Source organism: Sulfitobacter sp. 1A13421, assembly GCF_043557285.1.
GTDB classification, from domain to species: domain Bacteria; phylum Pseudomonadota; class Alphaproteobacteria; order Rhodobacterales; family Rhodobacteraceae; genus Sulfitobacter; species Sulfitobacter faviae.
In genome coordinates, this window is record NZ_JBIFFQ010000013.1 from 55,901 (window position 1) to 76,766 (window position 20,866).

The window sequence follows — 20,866 nt, forward strand, 5'->3', positions numbered from 1 at the left end:
GCGAGCGAAATCAATGCATCCTGACCCTAGCTTTCCTTTTAGGGTTGCCACACATTTCCTTATGGGAATGGAGGTGTCTATGACTGACAAAAATATGAACAGAAAGCAGGGCGAGCCAGTCTGGAATCCTGAGGACGAGCATCGGATCCTGCCGATTGAAGATCTCCCGACGCCCGCGTGTGAGTGCGATCAGCCTTTGGCTCAGGTCTTCGCGGATTTCATCAAATACCACGTGCAGCGCCAACGTGAGTCAATCATGTATGGAAGACGTGACCCCGGTGATGTTGACCGCAAAGCTGCCGCAGAAGACTTCTTCGATGAACAGATGCGGGAAGCCTCTCCTGCTGTCGAAGATCACAACGGATTAGGAGCGATTGGCACTGCTGAGGATGAAGCGAGATTCTGGGCTCGGATGGTAGGTTTGCTAGGGGTCTGCTCCGGCTCAGTGCTAAATCCTACGTTAAGCAAAACCGGTCGTTCCTTCTCGATGCACTGAACGGCAGTTCAGAGCCCTCATTACCGATTTTCTACGATGCAGCTAAAGTCTGCTTTCGAGATAGCCTAAAAGCTTGGAGCGTCTCAAAATCGGGGCAGGTCAAAATGAATTAAGGAATTCAATAGCGACTAAGGTAAGTTTTGGCGTCGAATTCGATAGATCGGAGCGCAGCAGCCGCACCGACATCGAGGATGGCCGAGCTCCTGAGGTAGTCGGAGCCTTCCCTTTGGTAAAAACAGCCGTCGGGATCAAGCATGAGATAGGACCGGTGCATATCGATGTTATCCTCTAGTACTATCTTGCCAGGCATGTCTTGATGGCGGCTCAAAAAGCTGGAGAATTCGTCGTCTGAGATCCCTCGTCCGGTCGCGCCATGGATAGGGATCACCCGCAGAGCCTTCCATCTGTCTGGTTGCAACTCGTGAAGTGGAGAAGTGAGATCATCATTGACGTTCTCGCGACATACAACGGTGTTTACCTTGAGCAAGGTATTGGGGGACACTTGCCGGAATAACTTGAAAATTGCAGCCATCCGTTCGTAACCGACTTGTGCACCTCGGTTGTCCCGCCTCCCTATCCTACGGTTCTGTTCATCATCAAAGCTATCGACGCTGAATCCCGCGACCGAAATCATCGGCCCGAATTTGATGATGAAATCATCCGTCAATAGTGAGCCGTTGCTGATAAAGGATGGTCTCAGACCAAGATCGTAAGCAAGGGCAATGGCTTGGCCAAGATCCTTCTCCAGAAACGGTTCGCCACCTGCAAAATTGATGCGAACATTCTCGGCGATGGCGGAGCCATTTAGGAAGTCGATTCTGCGGTCATTTAGGGCGCCAAGTTCACGTAAAATTCCCGCATAGTCACGAGAGAAAATGGACTTCTGGCCATACTTGGCGTAGCAGAAATAGCAGTCGTAGTTGCATGCCTCGAGGATATGCCAGTTTACCGTCAGCTCAGGAATTCGAAGCATCTAGCACCGTTCGTCATCAAACATTCACTGATATATCAATATCATTGGCCATAAATTTGCCGTCCGCAATAAGGAACCTGAACACTCTGTCCGACTTTACGACATTATAGTCGCCATACTCGGCAAAGCGATCATTGCTAAGGATATAGGCGCTATTATCCTGGTCGGCCAGCTTGAGCAGATATTCGTCGGCAGCCGTCTTACTTGGAGCCACATGCGTGTTGACCGATGCACCCAGTGCGCGCTCAACCCCTTGGGTATCGGTCTTCAGCATCGCACGGATCGAACCATCGAAGACCACTGTGGTTTTGTATCGGTCGCCTAACTCTCGAAGTAGAGCGGAAATAGCTCGAAGTCCGATGAACGATTGCCCTTCATAGCATACGTTGTTTCCGTCGATCAGAAGGTGGCCGATGGTTCTTTCCAGCTTCTGGAGCTCATCCCGGACGCGGCGCTCAAGCTTGGGAATATTGTTCTCGAGGCTCCGTATTTTCCTCCTACGGGCATTGATAACCTGCTTGGGGCTTCCTGTTCCGAATTTTTCCTCGCACTCTTCGTGGATCATGGCTCGTTCATAGCTGTTAGGAGCTGATGAAAGTTCTTGCTCGAAGCGATCTGCGCGTGCGATATCGGCACTCAGAGTGGCGAGTTCCGACTTCAAACGATCAAGTTCTTGGGTATGTGGGCGAATCTTGGTCTCGATCCGCACAAGTTCGGCGTTGTCCGTAGCGCGCGCGGCCTTGAGCCGTTCGATTTCCGGTCCAAGAGACAAAAGTCGCTGCTCGGATTCGTTCAGATCGAACTGCGCGTGATCCAAAATGCGCTTTTTGGCAGCACTAATGTCCGCACGAGCTTTAAAAAGCGCCTCTTTCTTCGTCGACAATTTCTGCTTGGCAGAAGAAAGCTTTCCCGCAAGAAGCGAGGCTTCAGAGCGGATCTGTTTTTGCGCTGCAGTGAAGTATACCCATACCAACAAAGGGCTGACCTTAGCGGCATTTACGCCTTGAAGCCGATGGTCCAGGTTTGCCGTGTTTACCTCTTGATTGGCGATCTGCCGGGAAAGGTCTGTTGCTGTGACCTCAAGGTTGGCGATCTTGTCTTTTTCAATCTCTGGCTGGAATGCCTTGTAGTCGGCTATCGTGCGCTGGAGCTCATTACGTCTTCTCTCTAGCGCCTTGGCATGATCGGCCAGACTCTCAAGGCGAGAACGACGCCGTCGCAGCGGTTCCAAAGCATCAATCGAATTCATTATTAAAACGCGCCTATGTCTAACATCAACCGCCATTTACAACATGCTTTAAGCTCTCTTTGATTACAAGTGAGGGCGAGCCACTTGATTGATCGACCGTTTGTTGAACAGTTCGCCAAACCGGACCTCGCTGCGCTTTCCACGAAAGGCAGTTTTGTCTCGCACTGTGTGATTTCATTCGCTGCGCAGCGAATGGCGGCTTTCACAAACGCAGGTTTGTGAAACGGATGTAAAATAGGCTCTCAGATAGCGAAGTCGTGCATCTCAGCTCATGTCTAAATGTAAATTCCGCAAAGGGTGCCAGCGTCAGGGAAAAATATTTCTTAGCGTAGGATTTAGCACTGAGCCGGAGCAGACCCCTACAAGCGAGGCCGGGATCACCAAGCGGGAAAGCAGACACCTATTCGGCTGCTTTCGTAGCCCCTTCGCTTTCATTATGCGTGTAATGTTGCTTGGTAAAATCTGTCGTTCGCGCGCGATCCAGCCCCGCCGCGTCAAGCAGGGCTCTGTTAGCTTGGCGAGACGTTGAGAGGACATAATCCCACTCAACTGCCTGGATGATTACGCTCGAGTGATCCCCACCAAGCCGACGTTCTCGACCTCGACGATTATGGACATAGTCCCAACCCGACACTTCATCTGCTAGCTTCCCATGAAAATCTGCAACAACGAGACAATGGAACTGACAGTCGTCTGAAACGCGAATCTTTCTGCGCCCAAAACCTTCGATTTCCCCACCTTTTATCTCAGTGACATATCTTCGGACTTGATCCTCAATTCGCTCCTCCGCTTTGTAGTTTGCGCGACCGGGGTGTTTGAGCTCAACAATGAACACCGTCGAAAGAGGTTCTGTATCCTCGACTTCCTCAGCACCTCCTTGGTGACCCACTGGACCCAATGCATAGAGCACGTCCCACAGAAGCACATCGGGTCTCAACTCACTATCACTGTCTTCAAGAACGGCCGCCAATCGTTTGTCAGAAGAGAAACTGGACGCAAAAGCCAAGCGCTCGTCCAATAACCAAAGGTCATGAGCTGCGCGCTCCTCTTCCTCAGGATTGGATGAATTGACCCTCATCGGTACAAGCAGGGTGTGAAGGGTGTTTTCTACATGGTTCTTGTCTTCTTCAGGGCTATTTCTGAGACGTCGAATCAAGCGATCCATCAGGTCCAAGACGACTCTTCTTCTTGCGGCGTGGTGGCCCAACGCTGCCCTTTCATTGTCATGTACCCCTTCGGCAGCACGGCGTACAACCTCCCCAAAATTTTCGGGTACTTGTTCACCCGAAACCACCTTTTCTACCAAAGATGAAAGGGCTTCCTCTCTCTTTTGCTCAGCGCGAAACCTAGGAAGCGCCAATTTGCTTACGAAATCTTCTGGACTTTTTGCGTTGGCTGGCAGCGAAGCAAAAATCTCGTCGCTGTTGGCAAACCCAAAAATCGGTTGGTGTTCCAAGAATTTCTCAAATTGCTCCCGGCGGGATCGATCAAACTCGTTTAGCTGGTCAGCGATGAATTCTGATCGTGCGGCCTTGACCGCACTTTTTACAATTTCGGATACTTCGCCTTCAGGAAGGGTAAAGGATGTGCGGCTTTCAGCGACACTGTTGTCAAGTAGCTCACCGCTCACCAAAACATGAAGGGCCAAGTCATCAAGCTCATCGGCCTTCAGAGGGCCAATCGCAACAAGGTCGTCTACATTTCGACTCTCAACTGTGCGACTATTTCCGAGCAAATGGACTTGATGGCGGCCAGTCAGCCCAGAACTCGCTTTTTTGTCACAAAGAAAGCAGCTAACTTCGAGTTTTGAAGCATCATCCAGAATTATATCGCTGACCTTTTCAGGACCTCGCGCAACCAATTCAGAAACGTCTTTTGGGTAAGTCGCTGTCTGTACAGTTCCGCCCTTTGTCGTCGCCGTCAAATGGACTACTGGACCGACCTTACTTAAAAAATTTGAAATAAACTCCGCAGCCAAATAGTCTTTGATCGTTGCGGCCCGCTTTGGAAACAGCTCAGAATAAGGACCCTGTCGCAATCCTTTAAAACGAACTATTGTTCCAGTAACTTTTGACGCTGAGTTGTGGTCTAACTCATCATTCTCAAATACTTGGTTTTCTTGCGCTAGGCGAAACTCAAAAGCACGCTGTGAAATGCCAGAGTCTGTTTTATATTTGGAAACGACCTCAATCTTTTTAAATGCATCTAGCCAGTAGAGACGGCCAACTCCTTTGCCGCCACGCTCCCTTTTAAAGTCGGTGTCAATCTCGCAGAACGCTTCATATCGCACTTGATCGAGGCCAATGCCATTATCCGATATCTCAATGCTGATATCGTCTGTCCCTAGTTCGGAGACGGCAACGTTGACCACTCCATTCGAATGATTTCCGAAGACCGACACTCGGTCATCAATTGCCATGATGGAGTTGCTGACAGCTTCCAAAAATGGCTGCATCGCTTGTGCATAATTTCTCGGCTTAGTCAGCTTCCTAACCCTATTGGGTAGGTTCTCGGTCATTGTCGGCATACGCGTTCCTCAACTAGCCTTTTGAATATCGCAGTTCATTCATGACATGTCACCTGTGAACGAACCACTTTAGAAGAAACCATTGGCTGCCTTTCGAAATGCTGCGAACCCAAAAGCGTTAAATCGTTGAAGTTGGCTTCTGGTCGGCTGTGTTGTGAAGGGCGACCATAGTTCGCTGTTTTGCCAAGAGCGCTGCCTGCGCCTGGCAGTCTTTCGTCTGACGCGTGGTAAAGGTCTGCTTTCCGCCAGATCTCCCGGTGCCCTCGCATGCGGAGCGGGGATCCGGCGTCTGTGGCGAACGATGGGTTTGCCACCTGCTCTGCTGCCGTTCGATGAACACCAACTTCGCCCCGAACAGCCGCCTATGTTGCATACAGCAGCAAATGCTAGATGTTAGCACAGTATTTCACATACCGCGAAATTATTGCTTACTTCCGTTGGATATTGGTTCTTACCAACGCCGCTGAAATCGCCAAAGCCGACACCGTCTTCTTTAACGGTTGAGCGAAGGATCAACGTATTGATTCTACCGGTTTCAGAGTGGAATGCCCCTGCTATTTTGGTCTGCGCAAAGCCGCCGTCAATAGCGGAAGGTGTAGTTTGTATAACCTGTGACCTGGAAATTCTCTGGCAGCATGATCACGTATCCTGGCATTCCCACTGTATGTAGGCCTCGGTGTCGGCGGCCCATTTGTCGTCGATCTTCACCAACACGGCACTGACCAAGTGCTCGAGGGCAGCCTCGTTCGGAAACACCCGAACCTTGACGGTGCAATGTTTCAACTTTCGCTGCACGCTGCGTTCCATTGGATTGGAGTTGCGCAGGCGGCGGCGGTGCTTTGGCAGGATGAAGATGAAGACGGCGAGGCCCTTGCGTGCATCCTTCGCCAGCCATGCTGCATGTTTCGGCTTCAGGTGCCTTAATGATCTCTGGAAATTTATTTTGAAATTTCCCAATACGACTTCTTATATTAGACCAATACCCGCGCCCTTAACACAATAGGACATGAGGCGAGCTAACATTAGCCGCAGGTGGAGTAGCATTCTGCATTAACCTCAGGTGGTGTGGCATTCTGGATTTTAATTCTGCGTTAATGTTCAACTGCTATGTCCTGAAACTTAGAAGTAACTTCAAAGTCGAAGTTGAGGGCAGGCATAATTGAAAGACCAATGTACTATACTCGCAGACGTTTTCGGGGACGCGCCAAGCGCCTCTCCTAGATCCGCAGCCCGCCGTGCTGAGTTGGCTCTCATTGATGATGTGAGCCGCGTGACTAAGGTTCTGGAGCCGTCTGATGCCCTTCTTGAGTTCTGTGACGGTGATGCCGATTACGATAGCCTTGAAGAGTGCCTGGACGAGTTTTGGAAAACATTTAGAACTTCGCCCGCGATACCGCCTGCCGTTATTATCAAGGCTCAAACAGGTTTAGGTAAGACAACCACAACAATTGGAAGTGTTTCGAAGGCTATCCGGAACGGCGAGATCGGTGGAACTGTGCTTCATATCGTTACGGATCATAAAAATATGAAAGAGGCGCAGATACTTTATCAGAAGAATGGTGTTTTCCCCACTCTTCTGAAGGGTATGACAGCGTCGGGCTGTAAATTTAAAACGCAAGTTGAGGAGCGCTATAAGTTTGGCTTATCCGCGCGCACCCTTTGTAAGTCTGTTGATGAGAACGGCGAAGTGAAAAAGTGCCCGTTCTATGATGATTGCGGCTATATCCGTACAAGGCAGTCCATCGCTAAGAACCCTGACCTGAACGTCATCATCTGTTCCGCTGAATACCTGCGGTGTGGAGGCATTCCTGAGGAGGTCAACCCGGCCTTGATCATCGTCGATGAGAGCTTCTCAGATAAGCTGGTGTTTGAAGGCTACGTTAAAGCAAGTGAATTTGGTTTGGTTTGGGCAAACGATCAGAAGAGCCGCGCTAGCAACCGGCTTCGTCAGATGGTGAACGAGATTCTTGTCCTGTCCATGGACCGCAAACCAGTGGTCAAAGAGCTGATCGAGAAGCATGGTCTTCAGGGCCTAAAGCGCGAGCTGGGCTCTATCATCAACTTCCGCAGCAAGGAGAAGCGTGCGATTGCTCAAGGCAGCGCAAAGCAGAACTCCATTGTTACACAAGGCGCCATGCGGAACGAAATGATGGTCTGGGAGAGCATGCTTACCGAGGTCAATGAGGAGATCGCGCAGGAAGCTGGTAGCAATAAGCTTAAGAGCACGGGAGCCTTTCACATAATCAGAAGTGAAACCGGGGATCGGCTTGATATCAGCAGGCGCACCCGCTTTCCCTACCCCGATACTCCAGTTCTTGGCCTGGACGCCACGGCCGACGCTGAGATCTACGGCGGCGTGATGAACGACACTCACGAACTTAAAGTGGTCTCGATCAAAGCCAAAGTGAACAACATGTTTACCACTGCGATTTTTGGTCAAAGCTGGGCGTCATCAAGCTTAAGCGTCAAATCCGATAAGCCGTACGAGGCGAAGGGTCGCCTGCGCATTCCGTCTGAAGAAGGTAAAGGGCGACAAAAGAAGCTTTCTCCTTGCCTGGGCGCTATCTTGAAAAAGGAAGGTGATCGAAAGATCCTGATCTGCTGTACGAAATCGAACAAGAAGGTGCTTCTTGAAGAACTGAGCATAAAAGATGATCTTGCTGCCCCTAACATTCAAATTGAGAACTTTGGCGCACTCAAAGGTCGCAACGACTTCAAGGATTTCGATACCACCATCATTCTCGGCAAGCTTGAGCTCCCAGACTCCGTAGTCGTGCGGATGGCACGAGCATTCATGGATCACGACGAAGCGGTAAAGCTCATCGGTGATAAAGCAGGCCGCGAGCGGAAGGTGAGACAGTATTCTACTTACAGCAACCACGTCGCACTTGGACACACTCACGAGTACAAAGACGATATGATGAAGCGCATTCAGTATCAGATGCGGGAGCTAGAGAACGTACAGTGTCTGGGTCGCGTACGTGCTGTTAACCGCCCACAGGCCGACATAAGAGCCTACCTGTTGACGGACGCCATACCTGAAAGCCTCGTGCTCGATAACGCTTACCACATTGACGATTTCACGAAGACCAGTCCGCTCGAGGAGCTTGCCACCGAGTACGAGAATATTGTTTCCGTTGCTGCTTATAGCCAGCATCGTGGTGTTCGAAACAACGCTGCAACAGAGTTCTTCAAAGCCCACGGCTTTACCGCTAACATCTGCCCAGAAGGCTGGGCACTCGTAAAAAGCCGGGTCAGTGGTCAACGCGGTGCTGCAACCAAGCTGTACATCCCGACCCCTGCACTGAAGATGATGGAAGATGACGGTACGCTTGAAGCGACTATCCAGAAGCACTTGTTCCACCTCGGTAAGCTGGACTCAGAACGGACCCCAATCACCGTGACCACCTAGGAAAAATCTAAGGTTGCTTCAGTTCGGGAGAGAAGCCCGAAGTTGGAAGAAAACCCAAGTTTTTCGGGTCCAAGAGTTTAAAAAAAAATCGATTTTAATCACCTCTCGAGGAGGTTCAAAAAAGGTAACGAAACATGGATATTTTGGGATCGCAGAAAAAGCGTACTCGTCGATTTAGCAAGGGATCAGCACCAGCCCGAGCTAGCCGCCCTGCGAGCGTAATTGGCTTTCTGAAGGACGAGACTGCCTCTAACGACGAGTTCTACTTCATGGATTTCTCGAAGCTAGCTGCTCACATTACCTGGAGAGTGGCGCATTTCATTGATGACGCGAAATTAGGCCGGGGGCGCAGCTTTGCCGAGCTGAAAGATTACCTTTTCGGTACAGGTCTTCAGGTTTCGATCCGCGAAACCAAAGATAGTAATGGGAATGCGCGGAAGGCTCTCTTCTTCAGAGATGTGAACAGCTTTGGCTTTGCCCTTCGAGATACGCAAATCTGCGATCAGCTGGCGCTGGAGAACCTCGCTAAGCACGTGACGGATATCCCTGATGAAACGCCGAGCACTTCAACCCGTGCTTCTCTGGTTCCCGAGGTCGAGGATCAGGAACGCCCTACTTGGTTCTATGCACCCTCCCCTGCCGAGCGTGGAGAGAACGACAAGGTCTTAGTTGCTGCTCTGAGCGAGCAAGGGATTTATGGCGTGTTCAAACCAAAGAACCTGGGCGATGCAGATCCCTACAAGTGCCCGATGGGCATGAAGATGGTCTCGCGCGTGAAGAAGGATGGCAGCTTTGTTGATGCCCCCTATTCGAAGACATACACACCGATCAAAACCTCCCCAAACATGTACACCCTAGAGACCAATTCGGCGGCTCGCACGATGAAGTTTGAGACCATCAGCGGCCACAGCCTTGAGGGCTTCTTGGGCAGTATTTACGATGATGGATGCTTCACAGTGCACGGCAAATCGGTCTTCGCGGATCGCACTTTTTATGGCCGCCGGATCAAAGACAGCAAGATCATCAAGGTTCAACAGCAAGGCGACAAAGCTTATAGCCCCTACGTTCCCTCTGGCGTGGATAAAGCATTCCTGCACAACTACCTCCCCAAGAAATACGGGGACAACGTCAGTGAGATGAAGGGTCTGCTGAATACGGCGGTCTTCACGACGCTGGAGCTTGGAAACATCCTTCCGCAGCAAAGAACCGTCTTTGCTATCGATATCGACGATCTCGAGGTACCAGAAGACTTGGTTGGTGATATCGACTTCATCAACAATCAGCAGGAATCCGTTGCTTGGCTGCGTGAGAAGCTGCCTGAAGCGATGCAAGATGCTAAGCTCGTGCTCATGCTCTCTTCCTCGTACGGCATGGCGAAAGATAGCGGCACAGTAACATATTTGGGTCGTGGTGGAGACAAGGTCTCGCTGCGGGTGTGGGTGCAAGCCGACAAGCCTATCGATTGCCAAGACTTCCAACGTTTGATCTGGCACCACATTGACGGGATGGCTGCTGACACTCTTTTGTACTCGGATAACCAACCAGTGTACGGCAACCCACGGTTTGAAGGTTGTGACGATCCATTGGCTGGGAAGAGAATCATTGTGGTTCCCGGCACATCGACCTTTGACGTCGACATGCTGGCTGAAGAAGCTGAAGCGCTCGATCAGGAACGCAACATTGTGAGACCAGTGGCAGCACGCTCTGGTGCTGGAGGGAACCAACCCGGCCAGCGTAGCTATCAGCGGCCTGTAAGGAAGATCGTGGTGACCCCAGAGGGCGGTTTGCTTGATCAATCCCGCGCGCGCGTTCTAGAGAAGCTAACAAGCCTCGGGGACACGGTGATGATGGAAGCGTACACTCGTGGCAGAGGTCATTTCGATGCTGTTCGGAACGTCATCAACGGACACATCTATGCAGTGTATGACCTCTATCCTACGTTGCCCCCCATCTCGCAAAACGATCTCGTTCAGACCACCCGAGATGACGAGCTGATGGATGAGGTGGACTTCCTTAAAGAAGCTATCACTGAAGCCTTCTTTAATGCTGCGGAGAACCCAAGTCGGGCAACCGATATGACGGTTCTTCACCGCTACGGCGTCGGCGAGAACGGTCTCGTCATCAACGGCAAGGTGGCAGGACTTCTGGAAAGCACTACAAATCGGGTGTGGTCAGCCAAGAAGGTCGAGCACACGAAAACTCTGAAGACGATCCTGGATACTGCCAAGGCAGGAGGTGAGCTGGATCGCCAGGTGGCGAAGGAATACTTGGAAAAGTGCACCCACCCTACGGCCGCTAACAAATCCAACTTTGCCTTGAAAGCCGATCTCTTCAACGGTTACCGAGTGCTGTTCAATCCTGAAGGGATTTTCATCGACCATCCCGAGATCAACGACATCGACAGCAAGTTTGCCACCTACAGCGGTATGGATCGGTTTTTTTGGGCGCCGGTCACCAACAGCAGCAAGATCCCCTCGCAATGGAAGCAGGGCTCGCTAGATCATATTTTTGAGAAGCTTGCTGACCCTGAGGCTGCGCAAAATATGGTTTTCTGTCACAACTGCGAGCTTGCCGATATTGAGCACCTGCTGCCGAAGCCAGCAAGTCAGAGGGCGCTACCTCGGCCACGGATCAGAAATCCACTGAAGCCGCGTACCGTCGCGAGCGAAGGTGTTTCCGAATCAAAGGCTCCTGAATCTGATAAGAAAGCCGATCTTAAAGTGGTTCCAAAAGAGGATCGTCCGAAACGGATCATTAGAAGGCTAAATATTTAGCATTGTTATTCTTGGCTGTTCTTATTGCGATAAACTAACATGTTGTAATTAAATTCAAACTGCGCATCTTATTAAATAAGATGGAGCAAAATGAATGATTGAGAAACTTTGTAGCAACATTATCGAAGACGAACTAAGCGGTTATGTAGACACCCTGTTGAGGGCAGAGGAGACACTCCAAGCGCTCAACAGGTTGGATATCCACTCACCAAACGATATCCAAGGAGTGGTTTTACCCCCTTCTTTTAGTGACGCTTCAATCAGGAACGTCTTGTCAGGTTTCGGTAAGCAGTTCTACAGTTCTGTGGGTCATAAAATCATTGCTGAGAGTTCTGATTGTGGGAGCAGTGGAGATGGCTTTGAGGTCATCGTATTAACCACCCGCCTTAAAGTCGTCTTTGATACATCTACGGAGACGATTGCCGGTTATTGGAATGGGCACTCACATAGTCAGGCTATGCCGGAAAGCATCTGCGAAGATCTGGTTGACGCCTTACTATCAACTTACGGCCAATCCTCCGCATATCGATAAGTCGAGTTTAGCATATTTTTTTCATTTATTTTAAGTTGCGATAGCATATATATATTATAACTAGAGAAGAAAGCATAAGGTGGAGCGAGCATGCACGCAGAAGTTATTGAGAATTCTAATCAGAATGTATTGAGAGCGAGGAAGCGCGGTCCTGCGGTAGAGAAATCTTCCAGGTACAAGCAGGCTCTGAGCAATGCTTCAGAAGAGTTGCATAGACAGAAGCTCAATGTAGCGTAAGCGGCGGCTACGCGGCACTTGGTATCAGCTTGACGGCTGGAAGTTCCACGGAAGAAGGTCGTCGATGCGATTGGCCGGATGGCCTGCTGCAATCGCTTCAAGGGTCGCTTTTAGGTATGCGAACGGTTCGACATCATTGGCCTTCGCGGTCGCGATGAGAGATGCGATGCGGCCCCAGGCGTGGCCACCTTCATCGTGACCGGCAAAAAGCGCATTCTTTCGCGTCAATGCAATTGTTCGGATCAGGTTCTCGACGGCATTGGAGTCGATCTCGACCCGGCCGTCGTGTAGGAAGGTCTGCAGCCCGCTCCATTGCCGATGGATATAGGTCAGTTTCTCGCCGAGGCGGGACTTCGAGGAGATCCGGCGCCGTTGGCTCTGAAGCCATTCACCGAACTCTGCCATCAATGGCGCCGTGCGGGCCTGACGTGCCGAGAGGCGCTGTCCGGAACCCATCCCACGGATCTCGCTTTCAATGCGGTAGAACTCTGCGATCCGGCGCAGCCCTTCAGCGGCGATCTCTGAGCCGTCTCGATCAAAGACCTCTTTCAGCTTGCGCCGCGCGTGTGCCCAACAATACGCGACGGTGATCGGCGCGCCGCCTTTCCGCGACGAGCGCGTCAGTCGGTTGTAGCCAGCATAGCCGTCCAGTTGCAGAGTGCCGTCAAAGCCCCGCAATATCTGCTCTGCATTCTGCCCTGCACGACCTGGGGCATAGGTGAAGACAACGCCTGGAGGATCATCTCCACCCCATCCTCGGTCATCGCGCGCCAGTGCCCAAAGGTATCCTGTCTTCGTGCGGCCTCGGCCTGGGTCCAGAACGGGGGCCGTTGTCTCATCCATAAATAGCTTGCCGGACTTTTTTAGATGCTCAGCCAAGCGGTCCACGACAGGACTAAGATGGAAAGCCGCTGTGCCGACCCAATCGGCCAAAGTGCTACGATGGATGTCGACGCCGGAGCGGGCAAGGATTTGGCTTTGACGATACAACGGCAAGTGGTCTGAGAATTTGCTGACAAGCACATGTGCGATGGCGCCCTCAGTCGGCAACCCACCTTCGATCAGATGCGCAGGAGCCGGGGCCTGCCTGATACCTTCAGCGCAAGAACGGCAAGCATATTTGGGGCGAACGGTGACGATGACACGCAGCTGCGCTGGAATGACATCCAGTCGCTCGGTGCGGTCTTCGCCAATACGGTGCATCTCGCCGCATCCGCAGGGACAGCTCAAACTCTCAGGCTCGACCACCCGCTCAACCCGTGGAAGGTCTGCAGGAAGATTGCCACGGTTGCGCCGGGCAGCTTTGCGAGGCCGTGCCTCTGAGGAGGTCTGCTCAGCTTGCTGAGTCTCAACTTCAGCGACGGCCACCTCGAGGTCTTCAAAAGCCAGCTGCCGCTCATCTTCGCTTAACTTCTCCGAGCGCTTGCCATGTGTGGCGTTCTTGAGCTCGGCAATAAGGTGCTCCAGACGCTTAACCAAAACTTCCAGCTCAGATGTTTTGGTTTGTAGCCCGGTCGTCTCTTGCTTCAGCGATTTGTTCTCGCGCAGCACCGCTAAGACAGCTTCACGCTGGCTCTCGGGGATGGCAGATATATTGATGGGCGGCAGGTCGGACATGCCCGGAGTATAGCTTGATTTACGCCCAAATGGGCAGGCCTTTTGCGCCTCCGAGTCACTCTGCCGCAGCCGGTCTGCGGGGTTCTAAAGAGCGCACCCGGCGCCAGTCCAGCCCTGCAAAAAGCGCCTCGAATTGGGGACGGTTCAAGGTGATCACGCCATCTCGAATGGCGGGCCAAATGAAGCTGTTCTCCTCAAGTCGTTTGTAGGTCATAACGAGTCCGCTGCCGTCCCAGAACAAAATCTTCATCCTGTCGGCCCGTTTGGCGCGGAATACAAAGACTGCTCCGGTAAAGGGGTCTTGGGCCAATGCCGACTGCACCATCGAAGCCAATCCATCGTGTCCTTTGCGGAAGTCCACTGGCCGCGTCGCAACCAATATCCGAACGCCTTGCGATGGCATCAGCATGAAGAAGCTTCAAGCGCATGGGCGATCTCTACGATCCGAGAGGCAGATGTCTGCAGCGGCAGCTCGATGGCGATCTCTCCAAAGATCAATCTGATCGCCTCATTCGGAACGCTCAACGCTTCTGTGGCCTCTTCCGGCCCAGCAGAGACCACCAGTGGAGCGAAGAGCGGCGCGTCAGCATCCGGCGCGGGTAATAACAGCTTTCCTTGCTTGGCCTGTCGACGCCACGCCGATAGTTGGTTCGGAAGGACCCCATACCGCTTAGCAACAGCGTTCACCGTTGCACCGACCTCAAGCGTCTCCGCCACCGCCTGTGCCTTTGCAGTATCCGACCAACGGCGATGGCCGGACGCATAAATCTCAACGCCAAGCGATCTGAGAAACGAATTTGTAGCGCACATTGCGAAACGCACTCCCCATCATAAGATGGGTTCGTTCTCGCAGCGCGGATCACACCCTACAACGTGCCCCCGGGCCACCGCTTACAATGTAGCCGTGGCTATCGGCAAACATATTCAGACCCACGGCATCATTCAAAAAGAGATCGCCGCGCAGACTGGTCTTCAGGCACCTGACATCAGCGGCATTGCTAACGGCAACGTTGAGCGTTTTGGATTAAACAAGATCCTTGCCTTGGCTGTTTTCTTGGGTGTTGAGACTAAACTGAATGTTGGTATCGAAGAGCCTACTTTAGAAGGGTAAGCGGTCATCATTTGAAGTGGTCAACAATTTTCCGGAGACGAAAACATGCGCGACGATCAGGAAGTTGACCGAAAGCTGATAAGGTTGAGAGAGCTTCGCATCGCTGAAACGCTCTGGAGAGTTGACCCGTCCATTTCCCCTGAAAGCGACCGCCTAGCAGTCGCACTTGAGGACGATGATACGCGAAAGCACTCCTGATCTTGACTGTTACCGCGAAAGATATGATCCTTATTGCATGACCTCGATCCAACGCACCAGGTGCCTACGAATATCCTGAAAACAGGATAACCCACGTATTTTTGTGGGAGGTAGCACAGGTGTGCGGAGAGGATTTATACACCTTTTAGCGCCAGATTAGCGTTCTTGAGCGGGTTCGAATCCCGCGCCTCCTACCATTTTTATGGCCTGCCACATTTAGTGTAGTTTTGGTCACTTCGACTTAAGTGATTGGTTTCAAATCGTTTTTTCGCATGAGACCCGATTGGGAGTGCGGAGTTAGCCGTTCAGGTGGTGCCACGTTGTGACCAGCCCTAAAACTATTGTTAGATATCATAATCTTACGAGAAGTGTGCCCTACCGCAGCCATTCTGGAGCCTAGGTAAGGATCGCTGCTTGCCTCAATAGTGAAGGCAAGCAGTCTCATTGCTGCGCGGGCCCTGACTTGGCTGCTGGAGGGGTTTCGCGCTCCTCAGTGGGCTTCTTCGAAGCCTTAGGATCGCCATCTTTCCGCAACCAGTCCGGAAACTCCTCATCACGCACAAAGCCAGCCTGAAAGCCGAAAGGTCGACCAACCTTCATTAGGGTTTCTAAGGTCGGGTTTCCTTTACCGCTCTCCAGCTCAATGACCTGTTTCCTGGTAAGCCCGAAGGCCTTTGCAAACTTCTCTTGTGTAAAACCGATGGCATTGCGCATCTCACGTACAGCTTCCGGCAAAGCCAACTCCCCATCGCAAGCTCTTCGATGAAGCTCATACCGCCTCGCGCGGATTTCATCCTTTGTCAGAGGTTTCTTCGCAGGCATATCAGCTGTCCGTAATGTGTCGTTTACAGGTACATTATAGGGCATTGGAGGGCTTAAGGGTATCTTATGATGATACCTTAGGTGTGAATCCGGGAAAGAAGCTTGAGGCTCGGAGAGTCCAATTAACGGACCCTCCTGGATCATATTTTTAGCCTAGTTGCTGCCGAGCTTCAGCGATCTATGATCCAGAACGGAGGTGCAGAATGGGTGAACCAGAGTTAATGGCGTTTTGCGTTGAAGTCACAGGCTCAGCTGAGAATGCGGTCGACTGGCTTACAAGCAAGTCGCCTTTGCTGGAAGGGCGTCGGCCAATTGATTTCACAAGCACACCTGAAGGTCGCACCAAGATCGAGAGGTTACTGCGCGAGGCACAAGCTGGCTTTCCGATCTGATTTAGACACCTCAAGTGTGAAGCCGGGGATCGAGAGCAAAGCGCTCTTGCTGGACATCATCGAACCGACCAGCGGCTTTCGTGGCATCAAAAATCAGGTTCCAGCTATGGCGGGAAACTGTTGAGGGGATCAGAACAAAAATATGATTTCTCAGAAGCTCGTCGCCGAACTGCATTTGCCCGGGCCCATGCGAACCAGGCACCAGCCAATTGGGATTAGGCACAGCATCCTCGCCTAGGACATGGATTTCTGACGGATCGATCACGCGAGCAGAGGTCAGCGTATGCGGGGCGGTATCCAGTGCCTTGAACTTCTTGTGTACCGCAACCTCAAGGATCGCAGTTGCCGGATCCAGCGAGCAGTAAACGGCACGAACACCCTTTGAATTCCAGCGGCCGCCGACCTGAAACGAGCCTTCTCCTGAATCCCACGTAGACGCAAAACGCTTTTGATCAAGCCGCCAGAAGCGCAGATCCCCGTTCCCTAGCGGCGGTGGTAATGGCGTCAAATGTAGACTCCGTACTCCATACGAGTGAGATGATCCTCAACCGCCTCAGCTCCCGCCGCCGTCGAAAGTAGATCAATTGGTCGTCGGTTATCCAAACCCATCGCAGGTTCCATCATCCAACGCTCAGCTTCCTCTTGGCTACCAAGGGCATTCGTTGCCTGTGCTAAGATTTCGGCAAACCGCCACATTCGGCTGCTCTGATCTGAAGAGAGACGTTCCACTTTACGCTTGCGCTGTAGAGTTCGCTGGCTAATACCGAGAACCCCCTGAAGTGCTTCCTCAGTTGCCAGAACACCAACGTTTTCGATGAGATGGAACAATGCTTTGGGATCGAATCCCTTTGAGATCGCGTCATGTGCCTCCAAAGAACTACGCATGGCGGCCTTCATGATGTTGCGGCCACCCAAGATGCGCCAAGCCTGCAAAGCATGATCGTCCGGCGCCTGATCAGCGCTAGGCACCGGCTTCTTGCCAGTTTCTTTTCCAACTGTCGCAGCAACCATGTGAGATCCCCTTTCACGTCAAGTGTCGTCTAAAAAGTGACACCTGTCCACAAGATTTCAAGGGACATCCCTCAAACGCGAACGCATCCAGACCTCCGAGATCAGTAAAAGGCTACAGGCCCGCCGGTTAAACCGAGCCTGGCTATTCAGATGGCGATTAGATTGAACTAGAAATCCAGGACTTTCTTCTTACTAGCCTTCTTGCTCGCCGCTTCTCTGCTGGTCGCATAGATGGTCTTTAAGGAGCAGGCTTTTAAGTTCAGCCTCTTCGAGAACGACTTCTTCTGCATCAGCAAGATGGACCTGTCGCGGTTTGATGCCGCTCCTTTGATAGCATTTACTGCAACAAAGGAGACTGACTATGGGACTGAAACGGACGGACGAGTTCCGCCACGATGCGGTGCGTATCGCACTGACCAGTGGACTTACACGCAAGCAAGTGGCGGATGATCTTGGCGTCGGGATGTCAACGCTGAACAAGTGGATCACAGCACACCGAGATACGGATGTGGTGTCGAAAGGGGACTTGAGCCTTGCCCAAGAGAATGACCGGCTTCGGCGCGAGAACCGCATTCTCAAGGAGGAGCGGGAGATTCTAAAAAAGGCCACGGTGTTCTTTGCGGGTCAAAAGCCGTGAGGTTTAAGTTCATCGAAGAGCACCAAGCCACATTTTCCATACAGCGTATGTGCCAAGTTATGCAGGTCAGTTCGCGCGGTCTGCGCGCCTTCCGCAGCCGTCCCGCCAGCCGCAGGCAACGGTCTGATCTGATCACACTTGCACATATCAAAGAACAGTCTCGTCTGAGCCTGGGCAGCTATGGCAGGCCCCGCATGACCGAAGAGTTGAAGGAAATCGGTCTGGATGTTGGCCATCGTCGTGTTGGCCGTCTGATGCGCCAGAACGGCATATCTGTTGTGCGAACACGTAAGCACAAGGTCACAACCGACAGCGATCACAAGTTCAACATCGCGCCCAATCTGTTGGATTGTGACTTCATGGCAGATGCGCCAAACCAGAAATGGGCTGGCGACATCAGTTATATTTGGACACGCGAGGGTTGGCTGTATCTGGCTGTGATATTGGACCTGCATTCCCGAAGGGTCATCGGCTGGGCCGTCAGCAATCGCATGAAACGGGATTTGGCAATCAGGGCGCTGAACATGGCCGTCGCATTCAGGACACCGCCCAGGGGCTGCATTCACCACACGGATCGTGGGTCGCAATACTGTTCACACGACTACCAGAAGATCCTGCGCCAACATGGGTTCAAGGTGTCGCTGTCTGGGAAAGGCAATTGCTACGACAATGCGGCGGTCGAGACGTTCTTCAAGACGATCAAAGCTGAACTGAACTGGCGGCATCCTTGGGAGACACGGCGCAAAGCCGAGATAGCGATCTTCGAATACATCAACGGCTTCTACAATCCGCGTCGCCGCCACTCAGCATTGGGCTGGAAAAGCCCCGTCGCTTTCGAACGAAAGGTGGCTTAAACGAGCACTCGGGGCGGCACTAAAACGCGACAGGTCCAAGAATGCCGAACTTCGAACGCACGATCTGGTCTTGAATAACCCCGACCTGCTTTTCAGCTTCCTTCACGCTATCGATTGTGCAACCTGTGGTCTGGAAATTCTCTGACACCATGATCACGCATCCAGGCATTCCCACTTTATGTAGGCCTTGGTGTCGGCGGCCCATTTGTCGTCGATCTCCACCAGCACGGCACTGACCAGGCGCTCAAGGGCGGCCTCGTTGGGAAATACCCGGACCTTAACGGTGCGACGTTTCAACTCCTGCTGCACGCTGCGCTCCATCGGGTTGGAGGTGCGCATGCGGCGGCGGTGGTGTTTTGGCAAGGTGAAGACCGTGAGGCTCTCAGGGACATTCTTCTCCAGCCATGCAGCAAGTTTCGGCGCTGTATCGCGATACTCGGTGACCAATTCGGCCAAGCTGGTTTCGGCCTTGGCGAGGGAGGCCGCGTTCCAGAACTCGCGGAGCTCGGCACCGATGCGCTTGCGAACGGCAAGGTTCGGCGCGTGATGGATGGCGTTTTGGGCGAGGTGAAATTGGCAGCGCTGCCATGTTGCCCCGCCGAAGACCGCCCTGCGCGCGGCCCGCAGTCCGGCATGATCGTCAGATACAATGTATTGGACGCCGCGCAAGCCGCGAGCTTGGAGGCTCTCGAGGAAGGCGCGCCAATGCACCTCGGCTTCCGACAGGGCCACAGAGACGCCGAGCACCCGGCGACGCTCATCTGGGCCTATCCCGATTGCCGAGAGCACCGCAGCGTCGCGCACGATCCCGCCATGGCGCATCTTTTCATATCGGGCGTCGAGGATCAGATATTTGATCTCGCCCAGAGGCCAATTGCGCCATGCTGCGAGCTCGTCATCGAGCAGCTTTGCAGCGCGGCTGACCTGACTGGAGGACAGGCTCTCGATCCCGAACTCACGCATCACCGCTTCAGCCTCACGGGTGGAAACGCCCTTCACATACATTTCAGCCACTGCCAGCATCACGGCTCGCACCGAGCGCCGCCCGCGCTCCAGCGATTGCGGGTAGAACGGCTGACCATCATGATCGGCAGTCTTGGGCACCCGCACCGAGACCGTGCCTGCGGGTGTGTCGATGCGCTTTGGCTTGTAGCCATTGGCATACCCCTGCCGTCCGGGCGTGCGCTCATAGCGGCCAGCTCCGAGGAAGCGCTCACGCTCTATCTGCATCGCCAACTCGAACGCTCGCGCGAACACTGTCGCCATGTCGTTGGGGCCGTGCTCGATCAGATGTTCCATGAGGGCCTCAACCGTTGTATCCTGTCGCTCGTCCATTTGTCCGTCTCCATGATGAGTTTGCACTTCCATGGAATACCAGAATGGGCAGCTTCTGCCGGGGCGCGCCCCGGCAGAAGCTCATGGCGCCAGCATCAAATGAATTTCCAGACCTGAAGTTACACCACCACGCTATCGGCGATCATGCGACCCGTAAGGTCCATGAACTCACCGAAGTAGCCGGGTTTCTGGGGATCTTCAGCGATTGCCGGAAGCGCCAATGCGTTAAGCGTGCAGGCTGTTAAAAGTGTTTTATTCATTTTTGTTATCTCCTTCTACTTAGATATTTGAAGGAGACCTCAGAAAATCCAAAAACAAATTTTCATAATTTTATTTTAACCGTACTTTGGTTGGCATCGACATAATCAACAACGTCATCAATCAGGTCGCCAATCATCTTAGCTAGCGATTGATTTAATAGCGTTGGCAGGCTGGCTCGGTTAGAAAGCAACGTTTCTCGATTGAGCGACCAAGCTACTGTACTTAGGTCATCTGCATCAACAGCAATAGAAACTGCATTCATGCATCTGCAAGCCTTCTGCATCTCATCTACAGATATCTTACGAGCATACTTGAAGAAGAGATCATTATTTACCTCAAGGCTTCTCCTACGCAGATCGTTTAGTTCGCTATCAATCATATTTTTGGCCTCTTGATAGATATATATGCCTTAACAGCGAAATAATCTT

20 protein-coding genes are annotated in these 20,866 nt (G+C 52.4%); 7 read left to right on the forward strand and 13 right to left on the reverse strand.

Annotated features, from left to right (window positions below; all coding sequences use genetic code 11):
• Nucleotides 1-79 precede the first annotated feature (79 nt).
• A complete protein-coding gene (locus ACGYLI_RS17015) occupies nt 80-496 on the forward strand; it encodes a hypothetical protein (protein WP_394420018.1) in 417 nt (138 codons plus the stop codon).
• A gap of 118 nt (nt 497-614) precedes the next feature.
• Here ACGYLI_RS17015 and ACGYLI_RS17020 read toward each other — a convergent pair whose 3' ends face one another.
• The 4 genes from ACGYLI_RS17020 to ACGYLI_RS17035 form a co-directional block, all read right to left on the reverse strand.
• Entirely contained in the window at nt 615-1,469 is an 855-nt protein-coding gene (locus tag ACGYLI_RS17020) for a viperin family antiviral radical SAM protein (RefSeq protein WP_394420019.1), read from the reverse strand.
• Between the two features lie 16 nt (nt 1,470-1,485).
• A complete protein-coding gene (locus ACGYLI_RS17025; protein ID WP_394420020.1) occupies nt 1,486-2,718 on the reverse strand; it encodes a hypothetical protein in 1,233 nt (410 codons plus the stop codon).
• Nucleotides 2,719-3,118: 400 nt separating this feature from the next.
• Nucleotides 3,119-5,236 carry a hypothetical protein gene (locus tag ACGYLI_RS17030; protein WP_394420021.1) on the reverse strand — a complete coding sequence of 706 codons (2,118 nt, stop codon included), beginning with the start codon at nt 5,234-5,236 and terminating at the stop codon, nt 3,119-3,121.
• Nucleotides 5,237-5,884: 648 nt separating this feature from the next.
• The gene (locus ACGYLI_RS17035; protein WP_394420022.1) at nt 5,885-6,202 is read right to left on the reverse strand and encodes a transposase; all 318 of its coding nucleotides are present in this window, start codon (nt 6,200-6,202) and stop codon (nt 5,885-5,887) included.
• Between the two features lie 313 nt (nt 6,203-6,515).
• Here ACGYLI_RS17035 and ACGYLI_RS17040 point away from each other — a divergent pair, with 313 nt between their 5' ends.
• From ACGYLI_RS17040 to ACGYLI_RS17050, 3 genes are all read left to right on the forward strand, one after another.
• Nucleotides 6,516-8,657 (forward strand): hypothetical protein, encoded by a 2,142-nt coding sequence (locus ACGYLI_RS17040; protein WP_394420023.1) that lies wholly within the window; start codon nt 6,516-6,518, stop codon nt 8,655-8,657.
• A gap of 134 nt (nt 8,658-8,791) precedes the next feature.
• Nucleotides 8,792-11,431 (forward strand): hypothetical protein, encoded by a 2,640-nt coding sequence (locus tag ACGYLI_RS17045; protein WP_394420025.1) that lies wholly within the window; start codon nt 8,792-8,794, stop codon nt 11,429-11,431.
• A gap of 94 nt (nt 11,432-11,525) precedes the next feature.
• Entirely contained in the window at nt 11,526-11,963 is a 438-nt protein-coding gene (locus ACGYLI_RS17050) for a hypothetical protein (RefSeq protein ID WP_394420027.1), read from the forward strand.
• Between the two features lie 261 nt (nt 11,964-12,224).
• On the opposite strand, the gene tnpC is transcribed toward ACGYLI_RS17050, so the two are convergent.
• The 3 genes from tnpC to ACGYLI_RS17065 are packed head-to-tail and all read right to left on the reverse strand — an operon-like array spanning nt 12,225 to nt 14,627.
• Nucleotides 12,225-13,817: an IS66 family transposase gene (gene tnpC / locus ACGYLI_RS17055; RefSeq protein ID WP_394420028.1), complete on the reverse strand. Its 1,593-nt coding sequence runs from the start codon at nt 13,815-13,817 to the stop codon at nt 12,225-12,227.
• Between the two features lie 55 nt (nt 13,818-13,872).
• Nucleotides 13,873-14,226 (reverse strand): IS66 family insertion sequence element accessory protein TnpB, encoded by a 354-nt coding sequence (tnpB, locus tag ACGYLI_RS17060; protein ID WP_394420029.1) that lies wholly within the window; start codon nt 14,224-14,226, stop codon nt 13,873-13,875.
• The gene (locus ACGYLI_RS17065; protein ID WP_394420030.1) at nt 14,220-14,627 is read right to left on the reverse strand and encodes a transposase; all 408 of its coding nucleotides are present in this window, start codon (nt 14,625-14,627) and stop codon (nt 14,220-14,222) included. The genes tnpB and ACGYLI_RS17065 overlap by 7 nt, the downstream gene beginning before the upstream one ends.
• A gap of 94 nt (nt 14,628-14,721) precedes the next feature.
• Here ACGYLI_RS17065 and ACGYLI_RS17070 point away from each other — a divergent pair, with 94 nt between their 5' ends.
• Complete coding sequence (locus ACGYLI_RS17070; protein WP_394420031.1) at nt 14,722-14,928, forward strand: XRE family transcriptional regulator; 207 nt, start codon at nt 14,722-14,724, stop codon at nt 14,926-14,928.
• Nucleotides 14,929-15,567: 639 nt separating this feature from the next.
• Here ACGYLI_RS17070 and ACGYLI_RS17075 read toward each other — a convergent pair.
• Nucleotides 15,568-15,948, reverse strand: coding sequence for a helix-turn-helix domain-containing protein (locus ACGYLI_RS17075; protein ID WP_394420032.1), 381 nt, complete (start codon nt 15,946-15,948; stop codon nt 15,568-15,570).
• Nucleotides 15,949-16,151: 203 nt separating this feature from the next.
• Here ACGYLI_RS17075 and ACGYLI_RS17080 point away from each other — a divergent pair, with 203 nt between their 5' ends.
• On the forward strand, nt 16,152-16,340 hold the full coding sequence (locus ACGYLI_RS17080; protein WP_394420033.1) for an antitoxin Xre/MbcA/ParS toxin-binding domain-containing protein: 189 nt from the start codon (nt 16,152-16,154) through the stop codon (nt 16,338-16,340).
• Between the two features lie 10 nt (nt 16,341-16,350).
• Here ACGYLI_RS17080 and ACGYLI_RS17085 read toward each other — a convergent pair whose 3' ends face one another.
• On the reverse strand, nt 16,351-16,848 hold the full coding sequence (locus ACGYLI_RS17085) for an RES family NAD+ phosphorylase (protein ID WP_394420034.1): 498 nt from the start codon (nt 16,846-16,848) through the stop codon (nt 16,351-16,353).
• Nucleotides 16,845-17,351, reverse strand: coding sequence for an antitoxin Xre/MbcA/ParS toxin-binding domain-containing protein (locus tag ACGYLI_RS17090; protein WP_394420035.1), 507 nt, complete (start codon nt 17,349-17,351; stop codon nt 16,845-16,847). Before ACGYLI_RS17090 ends, ACGYLI_RS17085 begins: the two co-directional genes overlap by 4 nt.
• A gap of 361 nt (nt 17,352-17,712) precedes the next feature.
• Here ACGYLI_RS17090 and ACGYLI_RS17095 point away from each other — a divergent pair.
• Nucleotides 17,713-18,842 (forward strand): IS3 family transposase gene (locus tag ACGYLI_RS17095; protein ID WP_394420036.1). Its coding sequence is split into 2 segments (ribosomal slippage): nt 17,713-17,956 and nt 17,956-18,842, totalling 1,131 coding nucleotides; the frame shifts between segments, so codons are not numbered across the junction.
• 153 nt (nt 18,843-18,995) lie between these two features.
• Here the strand turns inward: ACGYLI_RS17095 and ACGYLI_RS17100 are convergent.
• The 3 genes from ACGYLI_RS17100 to ACGYLI_RS17110 all read right to left on the reverse strand — a co-directional run bounded on the left by ACGYLI_RS17100 (nt 18,996) and on the right by ACGYLI_RS17110 (nt 20,817).
• Nucleotides 18,996-20,177 (reverse strand): IS256 family transposase, encoded by a 1,182-nt coding sequence (locus ACGYLI_RS17100; protein WP_394420037.1) that lies wholly within the window; start codon nt 20,175-20,177, stop codon nt 18,996-18,998.
• Between the two features lie 119 nt (nt 20,178-20,296).
• Entirely contained in the window at nt 20,297-20,437 is a 141-nt protein-coding gene (locus tag ACGYLI_RS17105; RefSeq protein ID WP_394420038.1) for a hypothetical protein, read from the reverse strand.
• Nucleotides 20,438-20,499: 62 nt separating this feature from the next.
• Nucleotides 20,500-20,817, reverse strand: coding sequence for a hypothetical protein (locus ACGYLI_RS17110; RefSeq protein ID WP_394420039.1), 318 nt, complete (start codon nt 20,815-20,817; stop codon nt 20,500-20,502).
• Between the last annotated feature and the right edge of the window lie 49 nt (nt 20,818-20,866).